The organism is Brevibacillus migulae (assembly GCF_004521915.1).
Taxonomy (GTDB): domain Bacteria; phylum Bacillota; class Bacilli; order Brevibacillales; family Brevibacillaceae; genus Brevibacillus_F; species Brevibacillus_F migulae.
In genome coordinates, this window is record NZ_SDKD01000018.1 from 87,738 (window position 1) to 103,818 (window position 16,081).

Consider the following 16,081-nt stretch of genomic DNA (forward strand, 5'->3'; position numbering starts at 1 on the left):
GTTGCACATGCTGCCATTACAGATTCCCTGTATATCAAGATGTGCTATTTACTAGAATCCGGTATTTCTCTTCTACAAGTTTAGGCTTGGTAGACCTTCTTTCCTTCCACCCAAGTCGCAAGAACCTTCATGTCAGCGGAAAGCAGCACCAGATCCGCATCTTTTCCTTTTGCAATGCTTCCTTTATGGTCAGCAATTCCCAATTTTTGTGCCTGATTGATCGAAACATGACGAATGGCCTGCTCCAGCGGCATGTTGGCAAAGCGCATCAGGTTGGCCAAGGCGACGTCCATGGTCAGGACACTTCCTGCCAGTACACCGTCAGCCAGTCGGGCTTCATTCCCTCTCACAATCACTTCCTGCCCGCCCAGATCATACGTCCCGTCAGCCAGGCCAGCCGCCCGCATGGCATCCGTGATCAGCATGATTTGTTCGGGGGTGCAAATCTTGGTGAGCAGGCGAATGAATTCCGGTGCCAGGTGAATGCCGTCCGCGATCAGGTCAAACGTCATCTCCGGTGTCTCCATGACCAGACCGATGACATTCGGATTGCGGTGATGCAGCCCTTTCATGGCGTTGCCCAGATGTGTCGCGTGGCTGACGCCTTTTTTCAGGCAGCATACGCCGCCATGATAGTCGAGGGTGGAATGCCCTACGGAAACAATAATCCCCTGCTCCTTCAATCTTGCAAATACACGATCATCTTCGATCAGCTCGGGAGCCAATGTAATGAGCTTGATCAGACCGGGCCTTGCCGTCTCCAAAATCTGTTCGATATTCGCCAGCGTGGCCGGCTCAATCCAGTCACCGTTTTGCGCGCCTTTCAACTCAGGATGAATGAACGGTCCTTCCATATGAACCCCGAGCACGGCTGCCCCTCCGGTTTCGGGCAGCTGGTTATAAAACTGCAGTACATCCACGGTGGCGTCCATCGGCGCTGTCATGGTAGTCGCCAATAGGCCCGTCGTCCCGTGCGCTGCATGAAATTGGCAGATCGCTTGTACAGCTTCCACAGACTTGTCCATAAAATCACTGCCTGCTCCGCCGTGAACATGCAAATCGATAAATCCGGGCACAAGCACCGCTCCTTGGCCGTCGAAGGTGTCTTCACAGCTCTCGCCCGTATCCTCGCCTGCATACGCAATTTTGCCGTCCTGAATCATCAAGACGGCATTGGACAATACTCCGGACTCCATGACAATCGTGACATTGGTTATTTTCTGACTCAGCTTCGCTGGCATCTCTCACACTTCCTTTTGGCTTGCTTCGGCAAAACATGATTTCTCCTGCGTGGATGCAGCTGCGCATCCTTTTTCCATCCTTATCATACTACCGGACGAAAACAGTTTCAAAACCATTTTCCCACCCGCTATTTCACCGCTCCGGCCGTCAGCCCCTCCATGAATTGCTTCGAGGCCAGCAGGAAGACGATGATCATCGGCAGTGCCGACAGGGTCAATCCCGCAAACAGCAGGCTCCAATCCGCCTCATATTCACCAAAGAGGCTGAGCATCCCGATCGGAATCGTCTTCAGTGCGTCCTTTTGGATAAAGATCAATGGAAAGAAGAAATCGTTCCATGCAGAAATGAAATTGATGATCATCACGGTGCCGAGTGCGGGCCGGACGAGAGGCAGCAGGATCCGCCAAAAAACCTGGAAGTGATTGCAGCCATCGATCCGGGCTGCTTCCTCCAATTCAATCGGAAGCGTACGCAAAAAACCGGTCAGGATAAAAACCGATAGCGGAATGCCGCTGCCCGTGTACAGCAGGATCAACGACCAGAGGGAATTCAGCAGGCCCAGCTCCTTCATTAACAAAAAGAGCGGTACTATCCCAAGCTTGATCGGGATCATCAAACCTAACAGAAAGAAGAAATAGAGGAAGCCATTCCAGCGAAAGGAAAACCGCGCAAGGTAAAAGGCAGCCAGCGAGGCGAAGATCAGGGTCAAGATAACGGATGCCACGCTGACAAGGATGCTGTTGGTGAGATAATCGGCAAACGGGACGGTCTCCCACAGCTTGCGGTAGTTGGTGAATGAAAAGGTGGCGGGCAGTCCAAGCGGATCCATATAGATTTCAGCGGTCGTTTTAAAGGAATTTACGATCATCAGCCAGATTGGATAGATGGACAGCAGGACGAACAGATAGGCTAGCAAGTATTGCAGTGAGCGTGCGCCAATCCTCGTATTCACTTGAAACATCACCTCCCTTGGGCGAATGGACTTTCACTAGTGCTGGACCTCGCGTTTCCGCAGCAGATAGAGGGAGATGGCCGAGACGGACGCGACGATCAGAAAGAGGACAACAGCCAAGGCCGAACCGAGACCAATCGCCACCGTATCCGTGCCTCCAGCCCCGCCGAAGGCTAACCGATAAAAATAGACGGCCAGCGTATCTGTGGAGTAAACCGGTTCGCCCATGGATCCCTGCATCGCATAGACAAGCTCAAACGCTTCAAAAGCTTGAATGAAGGTCAATACGCTCATGATCGTAATCGATGGCATGCAGAGCGGCAGGACGACGCTTCGCAGCAGCCGCAAGCGATTGGCCCCGTCCAGACGTGCCGCCTCAATCAGCTCCGCAGGGATCGATTGCAGACCAGCAAGGAACACCAGGACAGCAAAGCCGATCCCAAACCAGCAGTTGACCAAAATGATCGCGTACAGCGCTGTATCGGGATCCCCCAACCACGGCTTTGCCCAAGATTCCAAGCCAAGCTTGCCCAAGAAGGTGTTGAGTGCGCCGAAGTTGGGGTTTAAAATGAGCTTCCATAAAAATCCAACAATAATGACAGAGAGGAGGCGCGGGAGAAAATAGGCGGCTTTTAACAGCTCCGCCCCCCTGATTTTCCGGTAAATGATATAGGCCAAAAGAAAACCGAGGCCGTTTTGCACGATCATTTCGATCACGAAGTAAATGAGATTGTGCTGGATCGCCCGCCAAAACATCTCGTTGAAGGGCTCTTTTGTGAACAGCGTGGTGAAATTTTCCAGACCGACAAAAGCACCCTTGGCGATTCCCTTCCAGTCATAAAGGCTATACGAGAAGGCTGAAAACAGCGGATACAAGACAAACATCACATACAGAATCAAAGCAGGAAGCGGAAAAAGGTGGATCAACCATGAACGCTTGCTTTTTGCCATCCTCTTTTCCTCCTTCCCTCAGTCTTTGATACAACCACTCGGTCACGTCTATTTTTTCAGCGGTGCAAACCAGGTTTCTGCCGATTTTTCCACTTCCTGTGTCACTTGTTCCGGTGTCAGCTGATCCAGATACAAGGCTTGCAAGGAAGTTTCCAGCGTCACCTTGGTCGTCGGGTTTCCTTGGCTCAGATGCACGACCATCAGATAAGGGGTGGCACTGCTTTGCGCCAGCTCAGCCATTTTGTTCACCAAGGGATCGCTGGATTGCACGCCGGGAACAGCACTGATCCGTTTCAGCTCATTGGCGAAAATCTCTCCGAATGTCTTGGTCGTCATAAATTCCATGAACTTGAGCGCCTCTGCCTTGTGCTTCGATTTGGCGTTGACCCCGTACGAGCCGTCTACCCATGTCGTGATGACTTGTTTGCCATCATCAGTCGGCATTGGGAAGAAGTCGATCTTCAGGTCCGGATTCAATTGGCGAATGCCTTCCAGCTCAAACGAGCCATTGATGAACATCGCCGCTTTTCCGGTAGCAAACAGCGCACGCAGATCGGTTAATTCAAGACCCGTAAAATTTTCCGGGAAATAAGTCGTTAGCTCCTTCATCCGCTGAACGGAAAGCAGAAACTCCGGAGAAGTCAGATTGGTCTCGCCTTTTAACAGCTTTTCGACAAAACCGTTACCATTGTACGCACCAGGAGCGATTACGCCATGGCTTAAGGACAGCAGCCAGCCTTCCTTGGAACCAAAGGCAAAAGGCGTGATCCCCTTCTCTTTCAATGTCTTGGAGACCTGGATCAGCTCATCCCAGCTTTTTGGCTCTTGCAGTCCGTTTTGTTCAAAAAGATCCTTATTATAGTAAATCTGGGTGGAATTTATTGACAATGGAACGCCGTACACTTTCCCATCCTTGCCTGTCGAAGCTGCCAGGAAATCTTTCGGAAACTGCTCCAGCCCTTTCACCCCGTCCAGCGGCTCCAGATAGCCCGCATCAGCCAGCGCGATGCCTGTCGCATACGGACGCAGCTGGAGAATATCCGGACCACTGTCGCTTTGGAGTGCGGTGTTCAAGATGGTGTTGTATTCCGTCGCTTTGAATGGTTTGAAATTGATTTTGATCCCGGGATTCTCCTTCTCAAATGCCTGGATGATCTTTTCATAGCCGGCCACATCCTCTACCCGCCAGCTATGCATCTCCAGCACGACCTGCTCCCCTGACGGACTTTGCTGCTGTGGCGTTTCGCCGCTCGGTGCCGTATTCTGCGAACCGGAACCACCCGAGCATGCTGATACGAAAAGAGAAGCTGCGAGTGCCACCGTCGTGAATGCATGAAGACCTCGTTTTTTCATCCATTTCTTCCCCCTTTTATTCATCCATCCGGCTCGTCACCGCATGGAGCCGAATCCAAGCCCTTTCATCACCTCATCATGCAGGGCGGGTCTCCATGCTCTCAACTTGTGATCCCGCCCCATATGCACCGCATTGGTAAGCAAGATGATGGCCACATCCTGCACCGGATCGATCCAGATGCTCGTGCCAGTGAATCCGGTATGCCCATAGCTCGCCTGGCTAAACAGGCTGCCGCAGCTGGTCAGCTCCGCTCCGTGATTGCTCTCCCAGCCAAGCCCGCGGTGTCCACCGGCTCCATCGGTATGGCAGCGAGTCGCATACTCTCTCCATGGCGGCCGGAACAGCTTGCCTTCTCCATAAAGCCAACATCGGACATACCGGACCAGGTCATCGGCCGTTGCAAATAGGCCGGCATGTCCCGCGACCCCTCCCATCCGATGGGCTTTCTCATCATGTACTACGCCTTGCAAATAATCACCTTGACGGATGCAATATTCCGTAGCCGCGATCCTGCCTGACAGTCGCTCCTTTTCCGGGCGATAGCATGTGTGATGCATCCCTAATGGGGTATGTACCAATCCTTTGGCAAGCTGCGCCAACGTTTGCCCGGTTACCTTCTCCATGATCAGCCCAAGGAGGATCATGCCGAGATCGCTATACACGACTTTCACGCCCGGAGGATTCAGCATGGCTTGCTGAAAGATACTCTCGGGCAGCTGCAAGTGTCCGTCCCGACGCTTATCCGGCAAGTCTGCGGGAAGTCCGGACGTGTGCAGCAGCAGCTGTCCGACGGTGATCATCCGTTTTTCCGGTGGACAAGCAGGGAAAAATCGCCCCACTGTATCGGTTAGCCGCAGCTCACCAGCCTGCATCAGGCAGAGTGTCACCGGCAACGTAGCCACGACCTTGGTCAAAGAAGCGAGGTCATATAATGTATGGGCATCAACAGGCTGGGGAGCGGCCAGATTCGTCACGCCGCAATCGATGGTGCAGTGCAATTTCCCCTGATGGAGCACACGCAGGGAAGCGCCGGGAATCATGCTTGACCGGATCCAGCTTTGCAATCGCTCAATGGCTTGTTCCACTTTTTTCTCCCCCTCCCTCAGGTGCGCTTCGTGCGGCTAACGGCCCCTCTCGTCCGTTCCAGCACCGGAATGATTGACTCATGCTTGTTTCGCACCAAAGCGATAAACAGGATGTCGATCACATTGAGCTGGGCGATTCGCGATGCCATCGCGCCGCTGCGGATGCTTTTCTCTACCGTGCTGGTAAACAGGCGAATATCCGCCAATTCGGCGACAGGCGACGGGCCAAACTTGGTTAGGCTTATCACTGTGGCTCCTTGCTTTTTCGCCTCCGTCAGCGACTGGATCACATCCTCCGTCTGCCCGGAGTAGGAAATGCCGATTGCTGCATCCTTTTCCGTCAAGCTCACCGCCGAGGTCAGCTGTGCATGGAAATCGGAATGGGCTTCACACCACATGTTGATCCGCGACAGCTTCTGTCTGATGTCAGCCGCGATGACCGCCGACGCGCCTACCCCATATACATCGATTTTTCTGGCGTGCGAGAGGACATCTGCTGCCCGCTGCACTTCTTCTACCGATAAAACCGAGATGGTGTCCTGGATGGATTGGATGTTGTTGCGGCTGACCGATTGAATCAAGGCTTCCATGCTTCCCTGCATCACGATGTCCTGATAGCTGCCGCTCGAAGAAGCCTGGATCGTCAAATCCCCGGCGATCCGCAGCTTCATTTCCTGATAGCCCTTCATCCCGAGCGAGCGGGTCAGCCGGATCACAGTCGCTTCGGACACACCGCTTAATTCAGCCAGCTTTTGCACGGATAATTGCACCACTTTTTCCGGATGTGCCAAAATATAGGCCGCTACCCTTCTTTCCGATGGCTTGAGCTCCTCCAACATGGTCTGCAGGCTGATGAGTCCTCCATTCATAGCACGGACACCTTTCGCGAAAGAATAGGCTGTTTACGAAATAATATTTCGTTCAGCCGAGATTATTCGCCAAATTTTGTTACGTGGTTCGTTTTATGAAAATTTCGTATATTTTTTCGTTTCCGATTCAACTCTGGGCTTTTCCTACATATGTTGGTAGAAATACAAGCATATCAATGTGAGGGGGAGCATGTCATGAATCAGCTTCGTCTGCTTGCCGTCTTTCTTTTTGCTTCATTCCTTTACTTGGCCTGCAATGGACAACCTGTGTTCGCGGAAGGGACCAAACCGGTTCATATCGAGGTCGACGCCAGCGTGCTTGGCTATGAACCCAGCTTTTCCTACAAAATTGTAAAAGACCGGTTGCTGGTACAAGCTGCCGCCTTCCTTACAGCGATCGATGCGGCTGAAGCGCATGACCCTCACTGGAATACCGTCACGATCAGCAAAGACGGGAAGCGCATCCAATTGACAGCAGGCGTTCCCGTCGCCCACATAAACGGAAAAAATGTAACGATGGAGGTCGCCCCCGAACTCGTCAAGGGTGAGCTCCTGATCCCACTGCGAGCAACCAGCCAAGCCCTGGGGGTAGATGTGGAATGGAATCCCGCTTATCGTGCGGCCATCTTGTCCACCCAGCAGCGAAGTCCCGGTATCGTGGACAAGCAAATGCTTTCGCTTGCCAAGGAAGGACGTGTCAAAGCGATACCATTTTCATTGGGCAGCTCCCGCCAGCAGATCGAACAAGCATGGGGCAAGCCTTTCGATTCCTACTACTATGAAGGAGGCAAATTTTTCGCCTATCAAAGCTGCTCATGCTCTGTCTTTTATGATCAGCATGATCAAGCGGCCATCTTTGACCTTCCTGCGAAAAAAATCGGAGTCTTGCGGGCAGAGGATGTGCGCCGCATCCTTGGAAAACCAAAGTGGGAGGAAGAAAGCGCGACACACAGCGAGTATTTGCTGAATTACCCGATCGGCGAATACGCACTGACCTTTTTCTCAACCTTTCGGGAAGGATCGATTATGTCGCTCTGGCTGCAAAAGCAGCACCTGGATTCATAATATGGTTTGACATTGCCGTTGCGTCAAGCCTTACACTCCTTTGCAGAACCCATGTAAGACCAAAAGGAGTGATTTTATGAAAAGCATCCTGATCAAGGATTGTACGATTCTCACCATGACAGAGGCAGACGAGCCTGTGGCAGGTGATCTGTTCATCCGCGACGGAAAAATTGCCGCGATCGGATCAGCGCTCACCATGGAAGCCGATGAAGTCATCCAGGCAAAAGGTATGGCTGCGATGCCAGGGCTGATCAATGCCCACAATCATACGCCGATGTCGCTTTTGCGCGGCTTTTCCGATGACTTGATCCTGATGGACTGGCTGGAGAAAAAGATGCTGCCTGCCGAAGCACGGATGAATGAAGAAGATATTTACTGGGGATCACAGCTGGCCATGGCCGAGATGATCCGCTCCGGGACGACCGCATTCGCCGATATGTACATCCATATGAATGAGATCGCCACCGCCATTCAAGAAAACGGGATGCGCGCTTCCCTGACCCGAGGACTCGTCTTTTTCGAGGATGATGGCGGACGCCGCATGCAAGAAGCGATCGACCTGGTGGACAGATGGTCAGGAGCGGCAAACGGCCGGATCACCACGATGTTTGGCCCGCACGCTCCCTATACCTGCCCCCCTGAGCCGTTGCGCGAGGTCATCGAGCTAGCCCGCAAACGCCAAGTATCGCTCCATATCCATCTGGCGGAGACCAAGGAAGAGATCGTCAAAATCAGAGAGAAGTACGGACAGACCCCGACGGAATATTTGTACCATCTGGGCATGTTTGACCATACGCACGTGCTTTTGGCGCACAGCGTTCATCTCAATCGGCGCGATATCGGGTACTTGAAGGGTATGCGGGGAGGCATCGCCCATAACCCGGTCAGCAATCTGAAGCTGGGCTGCGGGATCGCCCCCATCACCGATATGGACATGCAAGGCATCACGGTAGGCTTGGGTACGGACGGAGCCGGAAGCGCCACGACGCTGGATATGTTTGCCGAGATCAAGGCTGCGTGCTGGCTGCAAAAGCTGGATTACGGGGATCCGACCCGCCTGCCAGCCAAGCGTGCCCTGCAGATGGCGACGATCGAAAGCGCCAAACTGCTCGGGATCGATCATCAGGTAGGGACGCTGGAGGTCGGGAAACAGGCCGATCTGATCCTGATCGATCTGCAAAAGCCGCACCTGCAGCCTGTCCATAATGTGTATGCCTTGCTCGCCTACAGCGCTACCGGTGCGGATGTTGACACCACGATCGTTGATGGGCGGATTCTCATGCGTCACAGACAGCTTCTCACGATCAACGAAGAGGAGCTGTACAGGCAAGTGACGGCACGGATCCCTCGTCTGGTCGAGGGGCTCTAGGATAAGCAAAGAGAGGACGATCATTCGCCCTCTCTTTTTTCTTGAAATCTCAGCTAATACGGGTATATCCGGTATTCTCGATGATGAGTTGATGTGACTTGGCGATCCATTCCGCTCGATACCCTGCCGTGCCGCTTGCGTCTGGCAGCGCCATTTGACGGCCGTTCAATGCGTTGACCAAAATTTCCACGTCGACATACGGCTGATTGTCGATCACTTGTACAGGAAATGGCTCGGTTAACGCTTGTCCTGCAACCTTCAGCACATAACTGCTGTCGGCAACCTTCTCTACTTCACCCACACGTTCCAAGACTTGCAACGGAAAACAATTGCGTCCCGTCCGTTGATTGTTGGAGAGGATGGGCAGAGCCGCTAGGGAAAGCTCCTCTCTTTTCGCGGATAAACCGCTGACAAACCAGAATTCCGCGCCATTTGACGGCTCCTCCACTGTGTTTCTATGCTGGGCATATCCCGTAACAAGATATCCGACGTCCGGAACAAGCTTGACTTCGACGGTGTCAACGCCCTGATCACGTATGGTACCGTCCTGTTCCTGAATCGTCACGTTTCTGCTTATATAATGTGCATCTCCCACGGAAAAATCATTGACGTAGGTCAGCCACACCTTTTGCACATGCATACTTTCCGCTTGTGAAAGCTGTTTTTCCAACCCCGGCGCAAGGAACGGGCCCGTCTGCACCTTCACACCATGTGCCCACAGCATCGCCAGCTCAGCATGACCCGCCGGTGTCTGCTCCCTCATTCCTTGCTTCCACGCTTCCGGCCATTTTTCTTGCCGAGGAATTTCCACACTCGCGAGATCATCAATGATCGTCACGGTATGCTGATGATTGTCCCAGAACACCTTCGCCCCTAATGCTTCGCTGACAAAGCGCAATGGGACAAAAGTACGCCCCTTCACCATTTGCGCCGGTTGCTCCAAAGAAACGGGCCTATTATTGACATAGGCCTCCGCGGCACCGATCGGCAAACGAAGGGAAATCCCTTCCTTCTGCGCAAGAACAACCCGGTTTTTGGCATCCCAGCTCACCTCTGCTCCCAATTCGGTAAACAGTGACCGGACAGGCACCAGCGTTCTCCCTTTCTGGATAAACGGCAGTTGATCTGCAGGTACATTGACCTTCACCCCATTTGCCACGATGGATAGGGAAGCTGTCGTTGCCGCTTCCACCTCTGTTCGCCCAAAAACCATTCCTATGAAACATACGGCAGCCGCCAAGCAACCTGTAACCGATTTTCTATATTTCAAATGAAAGTACCTCCTTGCCTGTCTTTTGTACGCGTCTGTCAAACCTTATCATCATACAAGACAATTCCTGCAAAGTGCATAGGAGATTATCGCCATGAGCGCGTACCCGACCGGCAGACAATTATGATATGGTAGTAGAAAAAAGAGGAGCGGAGATTCAGGATGAAAACAAGTAAGCAAGTGGCGGAGCACTACATCTGGGGAGATGGCTGTGACGGTTGGCATCTGGTCAGGCAGCCGGAGCTAAGCGTCATCCATGAGCGGATGCCGGCGGGGACTGCGGAAATCAAGCATTATCATGAGCGTTCTCGGCAATATTTCTTTGCGCTGTCCGGCGTCTTAACGATTGAAATAGAAGGCAAGTCCGTGACTCTTCAGCCACAGGAAGGTGTGGAGATTCCACCGGGAGTCGCTCATCAAGCACGAAATGAACATGCCCACGCTGTTGAATTTCTGGTTATTTCCCATCCAACCACACGCGGCGATCGAGTCGAAGTGACATCCGTCACACCTGCCCGATCGGAGCTTGAGCTACGATAAACATAAGCATGCATCATTACGTACAGGAGATGGGACGTGAGCCTATGGAATCGATCTTACGGAATATCCCGTTGTTTCGGGAGCTGGATGAGCAAGAGTTTGGGAAAATACTCCAGATTGCCATCCCCCATACATACCAACGGAAAGCGAATGTTTTCATGGAAGGAGAAAAGCGCACCGCTGTCTTCTTCATTCAGGAAGGGATTATCAAGATATACAAAACGGATATTAATGGCAACGAGCAAATCGTTAACTTTCTCAAAAAGGGAGATATGTTTCCCCATGTCGGGTTCTTTGATCAGTCTCCCTACCCAGCCACTGCTGAGGTCGTGGAGACGGCAGAGCTCATCGCCATTCCGATTCAGTTGTTTGAGCAAACCTTGCTGGAGGTTCCCTCGATTGCGATCAAGGTCATGCGGGTGTTAGGCAGCAAAATCCTGGAGCTGCAGCACAAGCTGCAGGCGTTTTCCGTACACGATGTCAACTACAGGATTATCTCCATCCTGCTGAGGATCGCCCATGAGCACGGAAAGCAAAACGGCAATGTCATCCAGATCGACATTCCCCTTACTCATCAGGAATTTGCCAATATGGTTGGCAGTACCCGTGAGACTGTGAACCGGCTGTTTAACCAATTGAAAAAGGAAGAGATCATTGCCATTAATCGGAAGCGGATCACGATTCTGGACGTAGAGGCGCTGGAGGCATTTTTGGAGTGACAGCGTGGGTACATTGATGCAGCATGTATAGATGGTAGAGGAAGGAGGGACAATACCCGAAAAGTGGAGGTCCTTAACGGTGGAAAAACATAAGCAGATGTTAACTTCTTCTGAAATCGCTCACTTATGGATTTCATATATGGTTGATGATATGGCCCAGTGCTGTTTGCAATATTTTTTACATAAGTGCGAAGACGAAAATATATCCAGCATTCTGCAATATGCACTTCATTTATCCCAACGGCATGTACAAACCGTCACTAGCATTTTCGAGTCTGAGGCCATCCCGATCCCTATTGGGTTTACGGATCAGGACAAAAACCTCGATGCCCCCCGCCTGTTCTCCGATGCATTTGTATTATTGTATCTACATCAACTAGCAAATACGGGGTTGACTTATTATTCGAAGGCGCTTGCGATGGCTACACGCGAGGATGTTCATCAATTTTACACAGCGTGCATATCTTCATCTACGGAGTTGAATGCAAGAACAAAGCATACATTGCTGTCAAAGGGGTTGTATGTCAGATCCCCTTATGTCCCTATACCTGAGAAAGCGGAGATGACGGAAAAGCTAGGCTTTCTCAAAGGTTTTTTAGGGGAACAGCGCTCCATCACCGTCATGGAAATAGCCTGCTGTTTTTCCAACCTTCAGTCTGCAGAAGTGGTGAAAACATTGATGATCGGCTTTTCGCAGGTAGCGAAAGCAAAAGATGTGAAGGACTTTTTCCAACGCGGAAAACAAATTGCCCTCAAACAATCAGAATTATTTCGCGGCATCTTAACCGATGAAGATCTAGCCGCTTCCATCCCTTGGGATACGTACATATCCGATACAACGATTGCCCCCTTTTCCGACAAGCTCATGATGTTTCATGGAGCAATGTTGACCGGGGCCGGAATCGAGCAATTCGGCTTTTCATTGGCGACCAGCATGAGAAGAGATTTGGGAGTGCGATATTCCCAATTGTTGGCCGAAATGCTGACCTATGCTGATGATGGCGCAAATCTCATGATCAAAAATGGCTGGTTAGAACAAATTCCATTAGCTGCGGATCGATTCGCCTTACAGCACAGCCCCGTTTGACAGGCTCATCGTCGTTTGACTCATCAGCGGTAAGCCAGGACTTCATTCTCTGTTCCTGGATTACCGCTATTTCTTTGCCTAACACTCCCTACACGATTCGAAAGCGGGTCAACTGTTCCCACAGCTCTTCTTTTTGCAGGATTTCCTTTTGCTTCTCTCCGATGAGATCAAAATGAGGAAACTCAACCCGTTGATGAATATATTTTGGATTCAGGCCGTTTTGAACACACCATGCCGTCAACCGTTCCAGATCAGCGCAGCCCACTTTTGTTACCGTATGAATGCCAGGAAAGCGAGGATCGGTCCAAAAGTGAGTCAAATAAGCGATTTTCCCTTCGCTCACACGTTTCTTCCATGCTTCCAGCTCTTTTCTGTTGATCCCGAAGGCCACTGTTCGCTCCTCCCTTTTTCCTGCTAAGTGATATTTCCTCCCCATTATACCCTTAGTGGCTAGAGAAAAAGAAAATCCCGACCATCCGCCTTTTCGGCAACGTGGTCGGGTATCACATTATTGGGTATCGCTGTCGGCTTGATCCGGTGTATTGATCATAATCTGAGCGACTTGCTCCAGCCTGCTATAAAACAATTGTCGCGGAATTCCTTCCAGCCCGATTTCATCCATTGCTTCCCGCATGCAGCGCAGCCAAGCTCTGGCGCGCCGCGGAGTCACGGCAAATGGCAAATGGCGCTGTCGCATCGCCGGCGGGCCGAATTCCTCACTATATAACGGCGGACCGCCCAAAAATTGCGTCATGAACATCCGCTGCTTTCTCATGATCTCATCGACGCCATCCGGGAACAATGGCTTCAGATCGGGATCGGCGTATACTTTTGGATAAAAGGCTTCAACTAAACGATTGACGGTATTCTCTCCACCCACCAATTCGTACATGGTGTTTACAGAGATCGGATTCATGGGACACCTCCTATCGCGATGTGAACGATCTTCCTCATCAGGAGTCAATGCTCTTTATAGGTAGTATAGTATCACATGTGTCAAGGGGATCGGTGTGACCTGGGTCACAGTTTTGGCGGAAGGAAGGCGTTCTGTTTTATTTTAGATTGCAAAAAAAGCTCATTCCCTTCTGGTGATTAATCAGGGAATAAGCCTTAAGGAAGTTGTACACTTTTCTTAATTTGTTACTTTTCTTGCAGCACCAAGTACTCATATAATAACGAATATCAGAGAATTTTATCAAGACTCGAACGTTGTTCTCTCTGGAAATATACGCAAACTGCTCTGTCAAAATAAAACTTTTTCTGCTAAACATGTTTAATCCGATTTTTCCCTGTCTTATATCAGATCGGATCGCTTGTCCCTCCCCTTTAGAGATTTTGTTCCATTTTCTACATCGATCGATTGAAAATGGAAATATCGTGAACGAAAAAGGCTAATTCCTCCTCATCTTTTTAGTAGGAAAAAGCCTTTTAGGGTATATCAAATTGGTTATGTAGTTGGATCTTACAATTGAATTTTTTGAAATAACACTGTCCTATAAATGCAACTGCTTCTTTATTTGTACTAAACAACTCTCAACTTTTGCGGTATTTTGTGGATGTCGTGAAAGATAATCCCGCGCCACTTTAACTAAATGTTCAAAAAACATTTGATTATCTACAATTGCATATACTTCTACACTAGTCACTGGTGGCGTTGTTGTAAAATTCACTCCACTATCTCCGAAATACTCTTCGTCATTTGGTGTGCATTCAGTTGCAAAATAACAGCTTGTATAACCAATACCAAATCCTTTCCCAAGTTTAAATTCATTAAGAGCATCTAAAAAATATCCATCACCTAAAGTACTATAGTATGCCTCCATATTCTTAATCTTTTCCTGTACATCTTCTACATAGTAGATTTCATCGTCCAAAAAAATCATCTCCTTCATTGACTAATTTTTTGGAATTACAGGGAAAAAGTTTGTTATTTCTCCAGTTGCTTTATCCCTATAACCTATAAATTGTAATTGTTTACCATCAATTTCAACATATCCAACAACTTCATCAGAAACAGCATTTTGACGTGTATCTATTTTTATTCTATTACTTTGGATACCTTCTTCCATAGCTTCTCTTCCTAACTTCAATATCTGTTCATTTGAAATTACCTTTGGATCATAGACTGTTTTGGGATTCTTATATTCCTTCCACTGGCCAGTGAAGTTCCCTTTTCCACCGTTAGCTGAACTCATTCCATCATAGACAGGGAGCTTGTATTTCACTTCATAAATACCAGGTATATTGGGATGGGGCGTTTTTGTTACAGCTTGGTTAATATCCTTAATCTGATCTCCAAAGTTGTCGGATATGAATTTTTCAAAGTTTTCAAGGTTATGACCACCTTTTATGCCTATAGTCGTTTTTGCTTTAAATCCTTCTACTTCAATAAAATGCTTATCGTAACCTGATTTATAAGTGACTGTAACGTTAGGAGCTTTTGGCGTCCCCTCGGTTGCCAATTTCCCCGATTGTGAATCATTCACTGGTTTATTATTGTTCGCAACCGGTTTTTGCGTAACCTGCGTACTCCCTACTGATTTCCCGCTTCCCAATACAGCATTCCCACCAACCAAACCATAGGCAGCATCATGAAAAATCGTCCCGATCCCCATCCGCTCGATGGCATCCCCAGAATCCTGTCCAATTAACCCACCACGATAACGCTCTACTATGACCTTGAAATTATCCTTGTTCAATTCAAGCGGGGTACCGTATAGCTAATTTTTGGACATAATGGTCTGGATGACATCCGGGACCTGTGGATTGTATTCCTTCGTGGTTAACGCACCAATCACGCGTTGAATGGCTGCCATTTTATTCGGATCAAAAGCATCATCCGGGAGCTTGATTCTTCCCTTTTCGTTAATTTCCGTTTGTAGGGCGAGAATTGCCTGATCTACCTTTGCGGGATCATGCCACCATTTACCTGCAAAATATTCTTCTTGCTTCCAAAAATCTTGTGGTGCAGCGGCCGCTCCTCCTACTGCAAGGGTGAGGGAGATGGCCACCGCAGCTTTTGCATGTTTCCCTTTCACTCCCGAATGAAACAAGGTATATAATCCGCCTCCGATGGCTCGGATGAACCCTGTCACTCCACTATTCACCTGCGCTCCCACCGAAGCTAATGGTTGCCACAATCGTTGCCCCAACGCAGCAGCACTTGCCAGACTGATCGCTTGCACACCCTGGCCTGGAGAGAGATTGCTTAGTAGCCTTTGGAAGATTGTCTGTGTTTGAAGAGTTGCGAATGCGGTCCGTAAACCATTATTTACCAAGAGGAAAAATCGTCCCTTTTTCCTTTTTTTCCTTCACCCTGTGACAATGGCCCCCCCTGGATACTGGGCGAAAAGTCATTTCCCACACACTAAAAAAACGACCCTTCCAAGGCCGTCAGTTAAAATCTCCATTTGTTTATGATTTCAGAACGAATCAATCTTCGAATAGCAGCATTTTCCAACAAATCCCTCAAAAATGCCGCACGTTTTTCCAGACTCACCAGCGAGAAGATGCTGGTTGAGACGAATTCCCCCAGAAAGTGTCGGACAGTTCTAACAGGAATTCGCTGCCTGCTCACC

At 49.9% G+C, this 16,081-nt stretch carries 17 protein-coding genes; 5 read left to right on the top strand and 12 right to left on the bottom strand.

The genetic code is table 11. The annotated features are described in order from the left end of the window. Window positions 1-80: 80 nt before the first annotated feature. The 6 genes from nagA to EIZ37_RS19040 all read right to left on the bottom strand — a co-directional run bounded on the left by nagA (window position 81) and on the right by EIZ37_RS19040 (window position 6,453). Window positions 81-1,241 (bottom strand): N-acetylglucosamine-6-phosphate deacetylase, encoded by a 1,161-nt coding sequence (nagA, locus tag EIZ37_RS19015; protein WP_134686362.1) that lies wholly within the window; start codon window positions 1,239-1,241, stop codon window positions 81-83. 128 nt (window positions 1,242-1,369) lie between these two features. Then, entirely contained in the window at window positions 1,370-2,194 is an 825-nt protein-coding gene (locus EIZ37_RS19020; RefSeq protein ID WP_134686363.1) for a carbohydrate ABC transporter permease, read from the bottom strand. A gap of 36 nt (window positions 2,195-2,230) precedes the next feature. Then, window positions 2,231-3,145 carry a carbohydrate ABC transporter permease gene (locus EIZ37_RS19025; protein WP_134686364.1) on the bottom strand — a complete coding sequence of 305 codons (915 nt, stop codon included), beginning with the start codon at window positions 3,143-3,145 and terminating at the stop codon, window positions 2,231-2,233. Window positions 3,146-3,193: 48 nt separating this feature from the next. Continuing rightward, the gene (locus EIZ37_RS19030) at window positions 3,194-4,498 is read right to left on the bottom strand and encodes an ABC transporter substrate-binding protein (protein ID WP_134686365.1); all 1,305 of its coding nucleotides are present in this window, start codon (window positions 4,496-4,498) and stop codon (window positions 3,194-3,196) included. Between the two features lie 36 nt (window positions 4,499-4,534). After that, entirely contained in the window at window positions 4,535-5,584 is a 1,050-nt protein-coding gene (locus tag EIZ37_RS19035; RefSeq protein WP_235828103.1) for a serine hydrolase domain-containing protein, read from the bottom strand. A gap of 17 nt (window positions 5,585-5,601) precedes the next feature. Further along, window positions 5,602-6,453, bottom strand: coding sequence for a MurR/RpiR family transcriptional regulator (locus tag EIZ37_RS19040; protein ID WP_134686366.1), 852 nt, complete (start codon window positions 6,451-6,453; stop codon window positions 5,602-5,604). 195 nt (window positions 6,454-6,648) lie between these two features. Between EIZ37_RS19040 and EIZ37_RS19045 the strand changes: the two genes are divergently transcribed. After that, the gene (locus EIZ37_RS19045) at window positions 6,649-7,518 is read left to right on the top strand and encodes a stalk domain-containing protein (RefSeq protein ID WP_167569001.1); all 870 of its coding nucleotides are present in this window, start codon (window positions 6,649-6,651) and stop codon (window positions 7,516-7,518) included. 76 nt (window positions 7,519-7,594) lie between these two features. Then, entirely contained in the window at window positions 7,595-8,887 is a 1,293-nt protein-coding gene (locus tag EIZ37_RS19050; RefSeq protein ID WP_134686368.1) for an amidohydrolase, read from the top strand. Between the two features lie 49 nt (window positions 8,888-8,936). Here EIZ37_RS19050 and EIZ37_RS19055 read toward each other — a convergent pair whose 3' ends face one another. Then, window positions 8,937-10,157, bottom strand: coding sequence for a copper amine oxidase N-terminal domain-containing protein (locus EIZ37_RS19055; RefSeq protein WP_134686369.1), 1,221 nt, complete (start codon window positions 10,155-10,157; stop codon window positions 8,937-8,939). A gap of 162 nt (window positions 10,158-10,319) precedes the next feature. Here EIZ37_RS19055 and EIZ37_RS19060 point away from each other — a divergent pair, with 162 nt between their 5' ends. The 3 genes from EIZ37_RS19060 (at window position 10,320) to EIZ37_RS19070 (ending at window position 12,503) form a co-directional block, all read left to right on the top strand. Beyond that, entirely contained in the window at window positions 10,320-10,697 is a 378-nt protein-coding gene (locus EIZ37_RS19060) for a cupin domain-containing protein (protein ID WP_134686370.1), read from the top strand. Between the two features lie 44 nt (window positions 10,698-10,741). Continuing rightward, window positions 10,742-11,416 (top strand): Crp/Fnr family transcriptional regulator, encoded by a 675-nt coding sequence (locus EIZ37_RS19065; protein WP_134686371.1) that lies wholly within the window; start codon window positions 10,742-10,744, stop codon window positions 11,414-11,416. Between the two features lie 79 nt (window positions 11,417-11,495). Next, on the top strand, window positions 11,496-12,503 hold the full coding sequence (locus EIZ37_RS19070; protein ID WP_167569004.1) for a DUF3231 family protein: 1,008 nt from the start codon (window positions 11,496-11,498) through the stop codon (window positions 12,501-12,503). Window positions 12,504-12,591: 88 nt separating this feature from the next. Here EIZ37_RS19070 and EIZ37_RS19075 read toward each other — a convergent pair whose 3' ends face one another. The 5 genes from EIZ37_RS19075 to EIZ37_RS19095 form a co-directional block, all read right to left on the bottom strand. After that, window positions 12,592-12,894 (bottom strand): hypothetical protein, encoded by a 303-nt coding sequence (locus EIZ37_RS19075; RefSeq protein ID WP_134686373.1) that lies wholly within the window; start codon window positions 12,892-12,894, stop codon window positions 12,592-12,594. A 117-nt stretch (window positions 12,895-13,011) separates the two neighbouring features. Continuing rightward, complete coding sequence (locus EIZ37_RS19080) at window positions 13,012-13,419, bottom strand: globin domain-containing protein (protein WP_134686374.1); 408 nt, start codon at window positions 13,417-13,419, stop codon at window positions 13,012-13,014. Between the two features lie 577 nt (window positions 13,420-13,996). Then, complete coding sequence (gene cdiI, locus EIZ37_RS19085; protein WP_235828105.1) at window positions 13,997-14,386, bottom strand: ribonuclease toxin immunity protein CdiI; 390 nt, start codon at window positions 14,384-14,386, stop codon at window positions 13,997-13,999. 12 nt (window positions 14,387-14,398) lie between these two features. Continuing rightward, entirely contained in the window at window positions 14,399-15,202 is an 804-nt protein-coding gene (locus tag EIZ37_RS19090) for a CdiA family toxin C-terminal domain-containing protein (protein WP_134686376.1), read from the bottom strand. Window positions 15,203-15,223: 21 nt separating this feature from the next. After that, window positions 15,224-15,688: a hypothetical protein gene (locus tag EIZ37_RS19095; RefSeq protein ID WP_134686377.1), complete on the bottom strand. Its 465-nt coding sequence runs from the start codon at window positions 15,686-15,688 to the stop codon at window positions 15,224-15,226. Window positions 15,689-16,081: the final 393 nt, after the last annotated feature.

Bases quoted from the DNA above. Each gene is read 5' to 3' on its own strand.
- nagA (WP_134686362.1), bottom strand. From the start codon at position 1,241: ATGCCAGCGAAGCTGAGTCAGAAAATAACCAATGTCACGATTGTCATG.
- EIZ37_RS19025 (WP_134686364.1), bottom strand. From the start codon at position 3,145: ATGGCAAAAAGCAAGCGTTCATGGTTGATCCACCTTTTTCCGCTTCCT.
- EIZ37_RS19030 (WP_134686365.1), bottom strand. From the start codon at position 4,498: ATGAAAAAACGAGGTCTTCATGCATTCACGACGGTGGCACTCGCAGCT.
- EIZ37_RS19040 (WP_134686366.1), bottom strand. From the start codon at position 6,453: ATGAATGGAGGACTCATCAGCCTGCAGACCATGTTGGAGGAGCTCAAG.
- EIZ37_RS19045 (WP_167569001.1), top strand. From the start codon at position 6,649: ATGAATCAGCTTCGTCTGCTTGCCGTCTTTCTTTTTGCTTCATTCCTT.
- EIZ37_RS19050 (WP_134686368.1), top strand. From the start codon at position 7,595: ATGAAAAGCATCCTGATCAAGGATTGTACGATTCTCACCATGACAGAG.
- EIZ37_RS19060 (WP_134686370.1), top strand. From the start codon at position 10,320: ATGAAAACAAGTAAGCAAGTGGCGGAGCACTACATCTGGGGAGATGGC.
- EIZ37_RS19065 (WP_134686371.1), top strand. From the start codon at position 10,742: ATGGAATCGATCTTACGGAATATCCCGTTGTTTCGGGAGCTGGATGAG.
- EIZ37_RS19080 (WP_134686374.1), bottom strand. From the start codon at position 13,419: ATGAATCCGATCTCTGTAAACACCATGTACGAATTGGTGGGTGGAGAG.
- cdiI (WP_235828105.1), bottom strand. From the start codon at position 14,386: ATGATTTTTTTGGACGATGAAATCTACTATGTAGAAGATGTACAGGAA.